We start from the raw sequence: 12892 nt of genomic DNA, 5'->3' as shown, positions 1-12892 counted from the left end.
CAAAAGATTGGCTCGCGACATTCAGAATGGTTCTGGTCAACCCTTCGTAGTGGGTATGCCCACAGATGCTTTTTTAGTCGTTTATCAACCGCTAAGCCACGATTGATAAAGTGTCTGAAATTGGGAGCATTAACGCTGCGAAGTTGATGTCTTTGACTGAAAGATAGACGTAACTTTTCTAACCATCAAATACGTGATTGAGTTCTCATTTTTATATGAGTGAGAGGTTCAAGAGAAAACAGGTACTTACTATAGAGAGTTGATTTGAAGGAAAAATATAAATTTTTTGGGGAACTTTTTTGATGCTGCCTTTGAGACTTTTTTTGAATCTCAAAGGCAGGTTCTTACACTCGCGCTCAATTACAACGTGTTGAGGACATCCGCGAGTCGAGAGACAGCCGTCGTTAGTTCTTCTGGTGTGGCATTGGTAAAGTTAAGACGCAGAGCGGCTTTTACCTTTGAACCTTCTGGATAAAAGACCGGGCTCGGCACTACAGCAACCCAGTTTGCGAGAAGGTTTTTCGCCAGTTCGAAGGTGTCGCATTCTGGAATTTCGACCCAAACGAACATACCACCATCGACGGGTTTGAGTACGCAACTTTCTGGCAGCTGTTTTTGCAGTTCAGCAAACATGACATCGTAACGTGATTTGTAAAGCGCACAGATGGTTGAAATGTGCGTTTCGAAGTTGTCATGTTGCAGCAGGCCATGCAGCAAAGCTTGCATAGGAATACTAGAGTGCAGATCGGCACCTTGTTTAATTTTGATAAGTGGCTCAAGGTAGCTGCTTTTGCCCGTAACTACACCAATACGCAAGCCTGGTGAAGCTATTTTGGAGAAAGAGCGCAATACGATGGAGTGCTGTGGGCAGAAGTCCGAAACCAGTGGAAGCGCTTCACCAGAAAAACGCAGCTCGCGGTATGGTGCGTCTTCAATGAACGCCACGTCGTATTGTATACAAAGCTCGGCAACTTTTTGGCGAGTCTCTAGCGCCCAGCATACGCCCGTTGGGTTGTGAAAATCGGGTACGGCGTAGAACATTTTTGGTTGCTGCGTGGCAAAGCATTGTTCGAGTTCTTCAAGGTTTGGGCCACACTCGGTTTGTGAAACGGTCACGATGTTGGCTTGCACTAGACCGAATACTTGCATAGCACCAAGGTAGCTCGGTGCTTCCATCACCACTTTATCGCCCGGATTCACGTACGCACGCGCAATCAAATCTAGCCCTTGCTGAGAGCCCGTTGTGATCATCGCCAAATGAGATTCTGGCAGCTGGTAATAATCGGTCAAAAAATTAAGTAGCGGTGCGTAGCCTGCTGTTGCGCCATATTGAAACACCTCTGGCATATTCGCGAGGTTTTCGAGCGTCGGTTTCATTAAGTCGATCGGGAAGGTTTTTTCGTCCGGTAAGCCACCTGCAAGAGAAATGACGTTCTTATCGCTCGCTGCTGCGAGGATTTCTCGGATGTAGGATGACTTAGTTTGTTGTAATGACTGTGCGATTTCCATGTGCTGTGCTTCTCGTAATTGTCTTTTTTTATGTCAGAAATAGTATAGGTAAATTGCCAAGTTTGGTGTGTCCATTTATGCTGTTAAACATGTCCATTTATGCTATTTAAGCGAAAATTTACTCCGTGAGCCATCAACAAGTTTCTAGAATCAATGACGTGCTGTTTTACATTCACCAGGACATTAGCAGAGATTTATCGGCTAAAGAGCTAGCAGATGTAGCAGCCTATTCTGAACAGCACTTCCATCGTATTTTTAAAGATGTGGTAGGGGAGTCTGTCCATCAATATATCCGTCGTACAAGAATGGAATACGCCGCCAATCAACTGATGTTTGATACCAGCTCGTCGGTGTTAGACATTGCTAACAAGTGCGGCTTTAGCTCGGTATCTTCTTTTAGCCGAGCGTTTAAAGCAACGTTCGCTATGTCTCCTGGCGCGTGGCGAAAGCATGATTTACAAGTTGCAGAAAAGCCGTATCTAAAAGATCCGGAAGTGGCTGCGGGTTATCATCGGGTTGCTAAACGCGAGTTGCCAGAACCTAAAATTATGGAGGTCCCACAACGCTTTGCGGCTTATGTGCGGCATGAGGGTTATAGCCGTTCCATTCGCAATGCGTGGCTGATTTTGAAGGCGTGGGCAAGCTCTGAGAATCGGGACTTTTCGGTTCAATACGGTTTGCATCACTCCAACCCCGCTTGGGTCGAGCTCGATAAGTGTCGCTATGTGGCTTGTATGGCGATTGATAAGCCGCTTAAAGTACGCGGTGTCGTGAATCAAATGACGATTCCGGGTGGTTTGCATGCTGTTTTTCGCTTAACAGGGGTATATGGAGAGCTTCTTCCTCAATTGAGTATGGTGTTAGAGAAGTGGTTGCCGAATTCAGGCTTTAAGCAGCGTTCTACACCCGCTTATGTTCACTATCATAAAAACCATTTCCTTAGCCATGATGAGGCGTTTGAGCTGGACTTCTATCTGCCCATCAGCTTTTTCTAATTGGAGTCTTTATTTACTATCCGTAAGGAAGAAAATGCTAAGCTCTATATGGTAATTTTTTACAAATAATTGAAAATTAAATGAACATCGATCATGTAAAGCTATTTGTCCGTTTGGCTTCGACACACAACATCAGCATGGCTGGTCAGGAGCTTGGACTTTCTCCTGCTGTCGCTAGTGCGCACATCAACAAACTTGAGGACAGCTTAGGAGTTCGTTTAGTTCATCGCACCACACGCAAAGTTTCCTTAACTGAAGAAGGGCAGGCTTTTTTACCTCACGCGGAGGAGGTCCTTGCAACAGTGGAGGCAGCAAGGGGAGCTGTTGGCTCAGGGCAGAGTGCGCCAACGGGAGTATTACGTATGACCGCTTCTGCAACTTTTGGTCGCTTGCATATTGTGCCCGCATTAAAAGGTTTTATGGCGCGTTACCCAGGGTTAACCGTGGACTGCCGATTTTCTGATTCCATTATTGATCTGGTTGAGGGAGGTTTCGATGTCGCCATTCGTGTCGCTGAGTTGAAAGATTCTTCATTGGTCGCAAGAAAGCTTGCGCCAGATCGTCGTATTATCGTTGCATCACCAGATTATATTGAACAATTTGGGAGACCTAACAAGCCCCAAGACTTGACGAATCATGAATGTATTAACTTAGTTGGAATGAATAATTGGTCATTCAATACAAAAGATGGAATGTTCAATGTAAGAACTTCTGGTCGTTTTAAAACCGATAATGGTGATGCGATGAGAGACGCGACGGTAAACGGGTTAGGTATTTCTATCAACTCGGTTTGGAGTGTTTATCAAGAATTACAAAGTGGTCAGCTAGTGGAAGTACTCGAAGATCACCCTTTAGCGATGGATGCTGGGATTTGGGCTGTGTACCCAAGCTCTCGTTTAATTGCGCCTAAGGTGCGTGCCTTTATTGATTACTTTGCTGAATACTATGGCACGCCACCTTATTGGGAAGAGGTTTAAAAGTCACAAAGACCATGATCCGTGCTCAGTTGGAATAGCAAAAAAAGCAGACCCATGCAGGGTCTGCAGTGTTAGAGAGATTAAAAGTCTGCGTTTGTATCGGTACCAACAAAGACGCTAATTCCGCTGGTAGATTGATAAATGCTAAAGGTTTCACCTGCAACAATACCATCTACAGAATCGTCATTTGCGGTACAGGTATAGCCGACGGAGTACGTACCGGGCTCTACAAAGCCAAATTCATATTCGTAATTTGCTTCATCAATGTCTTCCACTACGTTCGCCGCTGCGATTGGCATTATTTGGCCTTCTGCGCCTGCAAATGGCCCCATGTTCTCTTCGGCGATATTTCCTTCATATAGGTAGACCGCGTGTGCATACCCATTTGCGCTTGGGGTATCCGTTTCGCAGTTTTGGTAGGTTAATGTTGCGATATCTCCCTGAATTTCACCCGTTGTAACCGTGTTAATTAAAGTGACTGAGGTGCGCTGAATACTGTAGCCCTCGTTTTGCCCAGTTCCGTCTTTTAAGCCACGACGCAGGTCAAACTCCACCACAAATTCGTTGTTGTCAGGGTTGACTGCGAAGGTATCATTAAAGAACAGTACCCCAGAATTCGGATCTTTTCCGACCCCCTGCGGACAAGCCCCATTACCTTTTACGGTCAGTGGTATTTGATTGCCGGTCGCTTCATCAACAACATAGGATGGATAATCCGGATGATCGCCATCATTCGCAAACACGCAGAGTTTGTAATTGCCAGTGGGTATCAGCTCGTCGTCCACTAACTCTTGAGCGTTACTGCCTTGGAAATTGAGTAAGTTAACACTTAGTGGGAGTGGATCTTCACCTTCGGGAAGGGGGTTACCATCTTCGTCGACCAAATTGCCTTCTTCGTCTGTTTTATACACATCGAAAACTAGTGGTGTACCACCATCCAAAGGGAGGAATGCCACTTTGTTGTATGCGATAACCACTTCTGATACGTCATCAATAGGGGCATCTGATACAGACAAGGTAACCGGAGTCATTGTGCTGACAGAGTCACTGTCTGAATTACAGCCAATCAACGCAACTGTTATTGACGCACTGATCAAGCCAATTTTCATGCTGTTCATTTAGATGTACCTTTTTATTAGAAGTGTATTAAATGTAGTCGATTATTGATAAAACACAGAATAATAACGAGCGGAGTCGCGCGGTTAAAAGAGTGATAAACCATGACTAAGAAGTTCAGTAAAAGTGTGCTCAAATCGACGATATTGTGCTATTTGAAGTGCTATGGTTAGAAATGTGTCGCTCAAAAAATGAGCGGACAAATACATCAACAACTCTAGCCAAGAGGTCTCTATGTTAGGTGAAAATCACTCATTAACTCATGAATTCCCAGAACATTTGGATACCATTACCCAGCTTACCGAAAACGATGCATCATTTGCTGAAACCGTTAAAAACTACAATGCTTTAGATAAGGAAATCCGCGTACTAGAACTTCAAGGAAGCCCGATTGATGATCACGAAATGAACGTGTTAAAACATAACCGGGCTGAGCTCAAAGACTGGCTCCACTCGCGAATAATGGGTTCTTAGTGACGAAATGATCATCGGCTCGTAAATAGCGGGCCGATTTTAGTTCCAATGGACGATGCCAAGTGTGCAAACATTAGGAGTGCTGAGCAGGAGCTTGGAGCGGCAGGTGACCAGTTTTTACCCAAATGATCGTTTCTTGCTCTACAAAAGGAAAGTGCTCACTCATATGTGGACTGCGTATCCAAGAGTAGGGAGGATAGGTTCCTAGCTCGTCTTTAAATTCCCCCGATAACACAAAAATTTCTTCACCACCAAAGTGACGGTGTGGTTGAAACTTCTCGCCTTTCGGCCATTTAACCAATGCGACATGTTCATGCTCAAAATCATGCAATGGCATGACTTTCAGCCCACCGATGCCAGGTAACCAATTCGCTTCGTTCGTGTTGATACGAACTGTTTCAAGATCATCAGAATTGAATTGATTTAGTTTAACTAAAATCACACAGCCTTCTTTGCTATAGGGCGCATGTTGACTTCCAGGAGGGTTACGCAAGTAGGTTCCAGCAGGGTAGTCACCATCTTCGTCATAGAACACTCCTTCGAGCACTAATATTTCTTCTCCGTGAGGATGAGGATGAGTCGAAAAGTGCGAGTTTGGCTCATACTTCACTACGCTGGTGGTGTGCCCTGATTCTTTGGCTTCTCTTTCCAAAGGTTTACGCCACACGCCTTTGGAAGGGCTGGCGATCCACTCCTGTTCCCCCGTTTCTATCACGATTCTTTTCGAGAAATCCATATTCAACATACTGAAATTCCGTTACTTATCTAATGATTGACTCTCAATAGTATACGTATAAAAAACATCAATTGATTCACTTGTTGATAGTCAAAATCAGGGATTGAATACGAGCTATCAGTCGGAACCGAGTTAAATTTCTGCTTGTGTAATGATAATTGTTATATTATAACATCGCAAAATTAAATGTTATAACATAACAAAAAGGAAAGAGTAGTGAATAAGAAATTGGTTTCTCTCGCGATCGGTAGCATTTTTGCGTCCCCTGTTTTTGCCGATACATTATCGAACCCACAGATTGGTGTTGTTGTTGATGGCTACTACCAAGATGGTCAACGTCATAATTCTGAGCGTGAAGAGGGCTTTGGCCTAGGCCATACGGAATTGAACTTATCATCAAATATTGACGACAAGTTTCACGGTGCGTTGACCGCTGTTCTTGAAAGTCATAGCGATGAGACAGAATTAGAGCTTGAAGAAGCATTCATCGAAACTTTGGCATTGCCTTACGGTGTAAACGTGCGCGCAGGCCGATTCCTATCTGACTTCGGTTACCTCAACAATCAACACATGCACACTGACAGTTTCGTTGAACGCCCAATTGCTTACCGTACTTTCCTTGGTTCGCATTACTATGATGACGGTGTACGCGCAAACATCGTTCTGCCAACCGATCTTTACGTGAAATTTGGTGTAGAAGCATTAAGCGGCAACAAGATGTCTTCTGTTGAAGATGGCTCTAAAGTTGGTGTTTACACGACAACGATGAAGCTTGGTAATGATTTCTCTGAATCTTCAAGTTGGCAGTTTGGTTTAAGTTACCTGCGTAACGAAAATGGCAAAGTTAAAGAATTCGAAGATCATGACCATGGTCATGGTCACGAAGAAGAACATGACCACAGCCACGCTGCGGCTGTAACGGGTGCGAACCTATACGGCGCAGATTTTGTGTGGAAGTGGGCACCAGATGGTAACTACAAGTACAGCAACTTCACGCTATCTGCGGAATACATGTTGTTAGACGGAGTAGTAGACAGCAAATACAAGAACGATGCAGAGTCACCAGACAACCTAAGCGCATACTATGTTTCGGGCGTTTACCGCTTCAACCCAAGTTGGTCTGCAGGCCTACGCTACGGCGAAGCAGAAAGCTATGATGGCCACGCACACGGCGATCATATGCATTTCACAGCACTGAATGATAAAGAGATGGATGCGATGATCGCATGGGATTCTTCTCATTTCGGTACTATCCGTGCGCAATACACTCGCATTGATAACCAAGACAGTGAGACAGACAACGTGTTCACTCTGCAATACGTGATGACATTTGGAGCGCACGGTGCTCATGCGTTCTAAGCTGACATTGAATAAATTCAGTTTGGTGATGATGGCGGCAGGTGCTGCCATCATCTCTTCGCCTGTTTTGGCTCTAAACATTTTCGTTTGTGAGCCAGAATGGAAAGCCTTTCTTGAAAGCCACGCGCCAGATGCCAGTATTTATTCAGCGACAACGGTCAAGCAAGACCCACATTACGTACAAGCTCGTCCTTCTTTGATTGCGAAGATGCGCCAAGCGGACATGGCAATGTGTTCGGGCGCAGAACTAGAGGTGGGGTGGTTACCTATGCTGCAAGTTCGTAGCAGCAATGCGGCGGTGCAAAATGGTGCGCCGAGCATGATCTACGCGACGGACTTCGTGCGCATGTTAGATACTCATGCTCACGTTGACCGTAGCATGGGAGATATACACGCTCACGGTAACCCACATGTTCAATTTGCGGCAAATGACATGATTCCATTATCTCGTAAAGTCACAGAGCGCCTAAAAGCGATTGATCCCGAGAACGCACCAAGTTACCAAGTGAATGGTATGAAGTTTCGTGCTCATTGGCGTAAAAAGCTTAAAGAATGGAATGAGAAAGGTGCGGCTTTAAAGGGTAAGCAAGTTGTCGGTTATCACGCGACGTATCGTTATTTGTACGATTGGCTCGGAATGAAGCAGATTGCCGATCTCGAACCTAAACCGGGCATTTCACCGACCACATCTCACCTGCAATCACTTACCAAGTTAGATGCTGACAGTTTTGATGCGATTGTTTACTCTTCTCATCAGGATCAGCGTCCAGCGAACTGGTTGCAAGATCATACTGACAAACCTGTGATTCAACTGCCATTGACCGTTTCTGAGGGTGAAAGCTTAGATGAGATGTACGATCAGGTCATTGATGATTTACTGGATGTGTTAGTGCCACCCGTTCCTGTGAAGATCTAAGTCATGGCGGATTATGCATGGCTTTTACCTGCGGTTTTTTGTGGTTTAATTGCGTTGGTTGGCAACATCGTACTGGGGCAGCAAGTTCTTAATCGTCAGATCATCTTTATTGATTTGGCGGTGGCGCAAGTCGCGGCATTGGGGGCAGCACTAAGCCACTACTGGTTGAGCCAATACGCGCTGTTCTCAGGTTCATTCTTTGGCGAAATGATTGGCCCTTGGGTGATGTCTTTGATGCTTTGCGGTTTGATTGCTTTAATGGAGAAACGATACCAGCAGCATTTAGAGCCCATGATTGGCAGCTTGTTTGTTGTGTCTGCATCGCTGGCGATCCTGCTGGTGAGTAAAGACCCACACGGCGGAGACTTTATTCAAGGCATTCTTAATGGGCAACTGTTATGGGCGACTTGGGCAGACGTTTGGCCTTTGGCACTCATTACCACTGCGATGTTGCTATTAGTTTGGTTAAAACCTGCGTTTATGCGCGGTAGTGGTTTTTATCTGATCTTTGCTATTCTGATGCCCATTACGGTCAAGTTAACCGGCATTTATTTAGAATTTGCTTTGTTGGTGATTCCAGCTTTATGTGCGGCAGCATTGAAGGGAACTCGATTCTTTGTCGCCAGTATCAGCATCGGTATTGTTGGGATATTAACGGGTATTGCCGCATCGGCTCGCTATGACTTACCGAGTGGTGCGAGTATTGTGATCACCCTGTTTATTGCTGGCATGTTGTTTAATCTCTTGCTTCAGCCTTTTCTGGTGAAAATAACAAAACCAGCTTTTGTAAGAGATTAAGAGACAAGTAATATTGGTCTGATGAAGTAGTATTTGATTAATCAGACCAATACTTTTCTATCCAAGTCCTCCAATCGTGTAACTTTGCGCCTTCCAACACACTTTCTTACGTTGATCTTGCCATAGTCATCAAGTTGCCTTGATTAGTTCACATCCGACTCCCAGACTGTTTCTATAGTTTTTATAAGATATAAAAGACCCTGCGTATGAGAAGCGCAGCTGTAACGCGACTAGGCATAAAAACAAAAAACGCTAGGGATACAAGCGAATTTGTAATCTCAACATTTAAGGAAGACCAAGATGAAACCGGAAAAAGTAGCAGTAGTCACTGGTGCGGCTCGTGGTATTGGCCAAGCGATTTGTGAGCAATTACTGGAGGATGGATTCCACGTAATCGGGCTAGACATATCTCCCGTGGAATGGAGTCAGTCGGCGCAGCTAAGCAGTTATCAAGTCAACTTGTGTGATGCCGAAGCCGTCAGTGAAGTAGTAGAAAGTGTTGTAGAGCAGCACGGAAGAATCGATGCTCTGGTTAACAACGCGGGCATCACTCGAGATGCATTGTTGCCAGATATGTTAGAGCAAGACTGGGACAGCGTGATCGACGTGAACCTAAAAGCGGTGTTCTTACTCACCCAACGTGTTGCTCCTGTCATGCTAGAGCAGGGCACAGGCAGTATTGTTAGCATTTCTTCTATAGTGGGAACGGATGGTAATATCGGCCAGAGCAACTACGGCGCAAGTAAAGGCGGCGTCATCTCAATGAGCAAAGGCTGGGCGAAAGAACTTTCAAGAAAGGGTGCACAGATACGCGTCAACTGTGTCGCGCCAGGCTTTATCGCCACCGACATGACCAAGAACCTGCCAGAGAAAGTCATTCAAATGATGGAAGGCAAAACCCCATTAGGGCGCATGGGCTCAGTTCAAGATATCGCCAATGGCGTCTCTTTCCTAACCTCAGACAAGAGCGCCTACATCACAGGCCAAGTGCTCAAGATTGACGGTGGGTTGGTATTATAGCTCGCTAATCAAAATCTAAAATAAAAATGCCTTTTACTTATGTAAAGGGCTTTTTTGTTTGAGGAATGTTATTCGGGCTTTTGACACTTTCACTTTATTCGTTTCGCACTGCCGGACTTGTATGATTAAGTATAGAGTGAGTACACATAATTCACTTTTACATCGTTCTCTGTTATTAACCTAGATATGTAGCTAATCAAAAATATTAACTTCGAAATAGAATAGCTGTTGAGGTATTAAAGTATGATTTTGTTGCCCATGGTATTAATTTAAATGATAATGCCAAGAAATAATTAACTTTGAATACTCACTATGTACTTAAAAACTGTACTGTTTAGCGCGTCAACTCTTCTTATTTTGGGTTGTAACTCCGAATCAACTAACCCATCTACTGAAGAAAGCGGATGGATAGTTGTAAGCTCTCACTCCGAGCCAAGAAAGCATCAGGTAATTTACGAAAAACATAGCAGGAAAGGTCTAAGTCTTGCCACTAACGTTCCGGATCTTGACCTGCCTTTAACTTACCAACTAGCGAACCAAATTATTGAGGTCAAAGAAGAGCTTACATTTGGTGAAAATATTGACGGGAACCGCCTAACTTGGAAAGCTATTGGCAATGCTAAACTTAGAGAAAATCAAGTCCACTACGGAGTTAATAAAGATTACTCAGCTTCTAATGAAGGTATTGCTATCGGTTATGTTAACTTTGAGTCGAGGTTTGAGGCTGAAGGACAGCTTGGAATCGAAAAGTTAGTAATTGCGATGTATGACGATGTCAAGAGTGTCGAATTTTACTCTGGATGGGATAGTTCTAAAATATCTTGTTACCAAAATACGTTTGATGAAGACTTAGCTTGTTACGGTGAAATTTTAATTAACGACGATATAGTTCATGTTTTTGATAAATATCTGTCGTATGAATATGTAAACATGGTTTACGACACCGTTATGTCCAAAGGTCGAGAAGATATAATTGAGGCAGATTTTCAACATCAAATTAAATACTTACTAGTCGAAGAGAATAACGTTGAGATGCATTAGCTTGATTACTTTTTGGTAATGAGTGGCTTTTCGAAGCCGAAGTGACCATGAGCAAGATTATTAGATTTTACAAAACTCATTTATGTTCAAAAAATGAGTTTTGTAGATATTAAAATGCATGGAGCCAAATTCTCTCACTGATTCTATGAAGTTTTTGTGCGCTCTAACCATAAGACAATCTATAAAAGACGTTGAGCCAACGTCTTTGCCACAATGCCACCTGTTAATAAGGCTTTCAATGCCTCTTTCTCATTACTATTCAAATGTGCGCTGGTTAATGATTTTTCTGTAAGTAACACAATTGAACGTGATAGAAGTAACAAAATGGCCTCTTAACGGTAACGTTCCCGAAAAGTTTATATATTATCGCCCTCATTGATACAAGTAGTAGAGACGCTCTGAGTCTGAGTGCTCTCAAATTCAGGCTTTAGATGGACATTTAAAGTCACCATAAGTTTGCGATTTTTCTTGGGAACGTTTGCAGTATGCCTAAGTATAAATTTACGTGAGACTATGGAAATGAAACTACACACTTTGACGATGGCAGTAGCGCTTGGACTGGTTACTGCACCTGCATTCGCAGCAACAGATGTTGACGCTCTTGAAAAGCGAATTAATGAATTAGAACAGAGACTTGAGCAGACAGAAAAAGCATCCACAGAAGCAAATGAGAAAGCCTCAAGCTTTGAGTTTCATGGCTACGCTCGTTCCGGGCTACTGATTAATGACGATCTGAATGGTGCAGTGGGTACTGGTCCTTACATGACGGCAGCTGGTGCTATTGGCGCTCCAGTTGGGCGATTAGGGGTAGAGGATGATCATTATGTGGAAGCAAACCTTATTCACAAACGTTTTGCAGATGATGGTTCCAGCGCATTGTTCCGAATCATGTTGGCAGATAGTACGGAAACCAATAACGAATGGACGGCGAGCGAGAGTCAATTAAACGTTCGTCAGGTATATGCTGAGCTAAACAAGTTGAGCATGTTCTCTGAATCAAGTGCGTTTGCTGACGCGACGTTTTGGGCTGGTAAACGATTTGACCGTGATAACTTTGACATTCACTTCTTTGACTCGGATATTGTTTTCTTATCTGGCACTGGTGCTGGTGTGTATGACGTCCAAATGAGCGAATCATGGAAAGCAAACTTCTCGATCTATGGTCGTGATTTTGGTGAGATTGATAGCTCGTCAACGGATGTTGAAAACTATATCGCGACAATGAACAACCGCTTCGGTAATTGGCAATTGATGCTGAGCGGCATGACGTCAGCTGATAACAATGATCGCGTAGAAGGAGCAGCGGACAAAGGTTTACATGCGATGTTTGCCTACCATGGCGATAACTTCTTTGGCATGAGTGAAGGCTTCTCTAAAACCGGTATTTTGATGGGTGATGGACTGGGAGCGGAACTTAAAGGCATCGGTTCAAACGGAGATTTGTTAGAAGACGCAAAAGCCGTACGCTTGTTCAGCTATGGTGTAACACGCATCGGCGACAACTGGCGTGTAGCACCTGCGTTGCTAGCAGAACACAGCCAAGATCGCTTTGCTAAAAATGATGAATTTACGTGGGCATCGTTCAACATCCGCTTAGCGCAAGAGTTTACGCAGAACTTTGAGATGGTTTATGAAGGCTCATACCAATACATGGACCTAGACAATGCGATTGATAAAGCAAGTGGCAGTTTTTACAAAGCGACAATTGCACCAACGCTTAAGATGTCTACCGCAGCAGGTTTCTTTGACCGTCCGGAGCTACGTTTTGCTGTTAGCTACGTTGATTGGAGCGAAGACTTAAATGGCTACTCGATTAGCCAGGATGCGGGCGCTGCAACGATGGGTGATGGTGGTGAAGTTCTGTTTGCACTGCAAATGGAAACTTGGTTCTAAAGGGATCTAACCGACAAAGAGTAATAAGAAAAGCGCCAACTGATTTCAGTTGGCGCTT

The 12892-nt window shown here is 44.1% G+C and carries 12 protein-coding genes; 9 read left to right on the top strand and 3 right to left on the bottom strand.

Translation table 11 applies throughout. The features are described 5' to 3' along the window. Nucleotides 1-360: 360 nt before the first annotated feature. A complete protein-coding gene (locus tag NL626_RS09345; RefSeq protein WP_017819834.1) occupies nucleotides 361-1509 on the bottom strand; it encodes a PLP-dependent aminotransferase family protein in 1149 nt (382 codons plus the stop codon). Nucleotides 1510-1634: 125 nt separating this feature from the next. Here NL626_RS09345 and NL626_RS09340 point away from each other — a divergent pair, with 125 nt between their 5' ends. Together NL626_RS09340 and NL626_RS09335 are read left to right on the top strand one after the other, a co-directional pair. Then, nucleotides 1635-2504 carry a GyrI-like domain-containing protein gene (locus tag NL626_RS09340; protein ID WP_005387011.1) on the top strand — a complete coding sequence of 290 codons (870 nt, stop codon included), beginning with the start codon at nucleotides 1635-1637 and terminating at the stop codon, nucleotides 2502-2504. Between the two features lie 80 nt (nucleotides 2505-2584). Further along, complete coding sequence (locus NL626_RS09335; protein ID WP_167416170.1) at nucleotides 2585-3481, top strand: LysR family transcriptional regulator; 897 nt, start codon at nucleotides 2585-2587, stop codon at nucleotides 3479-3481. A gap of 80 nt (nucleotides 3482-3561) precedes the next feature. On the opposite strand, the gene NL626_RS09330 is transcribed toward NL626_RS09335, so the two are convergent. Further along, a complete protein-coding gene (locus tag NL626_RS09330; RefSeq protein ID WP_213866906.1) occupies nucleotides 3562-4599 on the bottom strand; it encodes a DUF4382 domain-containing protein in 1038 nt (345 codons plus the stop codon). 232 nt (nucleotides 4600-4831) lie between these two features. Here NL626_RS09330 and NL626_RS09325 point away from each other — a divergent pair, with 232 nt between their 5' ends. Next, complete coding sequence (locus NL626_RS09325) at nucleotides 4832-5071, top strand: YdcH family protein (protein WP_005373737.1); 240 nt, start codon at nucleotides 4832-4834, stop codon at nucleotides 5069-5071. A gap of 73 nt (nucleotides 5072-5144) precedes the next feature. Here NL626_RS09325 and NL626_RS09320 read toward each other — a convergent pair whose 3' ends face one another. Further along, nucleotides 5145-5816, bottom strand: a complete 672-nt coding sequence (locus NL626_RS09320; RefSeq protein ID WP_253657256.1) for a cupin domain-containing protein — start codon at nucleotides 5814-5816, stop codon at nucleotides 5145-5147. 207 nt (nucleotides 5817-6023) lie between these two features. On the opposite strand from NL626_RS09320, the gene NL626_RS09315 reads away from it, so the two are divergent. The 6 genes from NL626_RS09315 (at nucleotide 6024) to NL626_RS09290 (ending at nucleotide 12834) form a co-directional block, all read left to right on the top strand. Beyond that, nucleotides 6024-7166: a hypothetical protein gene (locus NL626_RS09315; RefSeq protein WP_253657255.1), complete on the top strand. Its 1143-nt coding sequence runs from the start codon at nucleotides 6024-6026 to the stop codon at nucleotides 7164-7166. Then, on the top strand, nucleotides 7156-8082 hold the full coding sequence (locus tag NL626_RS09310) for a zinc ABC transporter substrate-binding protein (protein WP_213876886.1): 927 nt from the start codon (nucleotides 7156-7158) through the stop codon (nucleotides 8080-8082). The genes NL626_RS09315 and NL626_RS09310 overlap by 11 nt, the downstream gene beginning before the upstream one ends. Before the next feature lie 3 nt (nucleotides 8083-8085). Then, the gene (locus tag NL626_RS09305) at nucleotides 8086-8880 is read left to right on the top strand and encodes a metal ABC transporter permease (RefSeq protein WP_167416166.1); all 795 of its coding nucleotides are present in this window, start codon (nucleotides 8086-8088) and stop codon (nucleotides 8878-8880) included. Between the two features lie 300 nt (nucleotides 8881-9180). Continuing rightward, on the top strand, nucleotides 9181-9900 hold the full coding sequence (gene fabG, locus NL626_RS09300; protein ID WP_017633598.1) for a 3-oxoacyl-ACP reductase FabG: 720 nt from the start codon (nucleotides 9181-9183) through the stop codon (nucleotides 9898-9900). A 312-nt stretch (nucleotides 9901-10212) separates the two neighbouring features. After that, complete coding sequence (locus NL626_RS09295) at nucleotides 10213-10941, top strand: hypothetical protein (protein ID WP_025767960.1); 729 nt, start codon at nucleotides 10213-10215, stop codon at nucleotides 10939-10941. 519 nt (nucleotides 10942-11460) lie between these two features. Next, entirely contained in the window at nucleotides 11461-12834 is a 1374-nt protein-coding gene (locus NL626_RS09290; RefSeq protein ID WP_253657322.1) for a carbohydrate porin, read from the top strand. The last annotated feature ends 58 nt before the right edge of the window (nucleotides 12835-12892 follow it).

This window comes from Vibrio sp. Y58_MX_L22 (assembly GCF_024181865.1).
GTDB classification, from domain to species: Bacteria; Pseudomonadota; Gammaproteobacteria; order Enterobacterales; family Vibrionaceae; genus Vibrio; species Vibrio alginolyticus.
The sequence above is the reverse complement of the archived record's forward strand: the minus strand, read 5'-3'. Positions and strand labels throughout refer to the sequence as shown.

Bases quoted from the DNA above. Each gene is read 5' to 3' on its own strand.
- fabG (WP_017633598.1), top strand. From the start codon at position 9,181: ATGAAACCGGAAAAAGTAGCAGTAGTCACTGGTGCGGCTCGTGGTATT.
- NL626_RS09305 (WP_167416166.1), top strand. From the start codon at position 8,086: ATGGCGGATTATGCATGGCTTTTACCTGCGGTTTTTTGTGGTTTAATT.
- NL626_RS09325 (WP_005373737.1), top strand. From the start codon at position 4,832: ATGTTAGGTGAAAATCACTCATTAACTCATGAATTCCCAGAACATTTG.
- NL626_RS09295 (WP_025767960.1), top strand. From the start codon at position 10,213: ATGTACTTAAAAACTGTACTGTTTAGCGCGTCAACTCTTCTTATTTTG.
- NL626_RS09290 (WP_253657322.1), top strand. From the start codon at position 11,461: ATGAAACTACACACTTTGACGATGGCAGTAGCGCTTGGACTGGTTACT.
- NL626_RS09335 (WP_167416170.1), top strand. From the start codon at position 2,585: ATGAACATCGATCATGTAAAGCTATTTGTCCGTTTGGCTTCGACACAC.
- NL626_RS09345 (WP_017819834.1), bottom strand. From the start codon at position 1,509: ATGGAAATCGCACAGTCATTACAACAAACTAAGTCATCCTACATCCGA.
- NL626_RS09330 (WP_213866906.1), bottom strand. From the start codon at position 4,599: ATGAACAGCATGAAAATTGGCTTGATCAGTGCGTCAATAACAGTTGCG.
- NL626_RS09310 (WP_213876886.1), top strand. From the start codon at position 7,156: ATGCGTTCTAAGCTGACATTGAATAAATTCAGTTTGGTGATGATGGCG.
- NL626_RS09320 (WP_253657256.1), bottom strand. From the start codon at position 5,816: ATGTTGAATATGGATTTCTCGAAAAGAATCGTGATAGAAACGGGGGAA.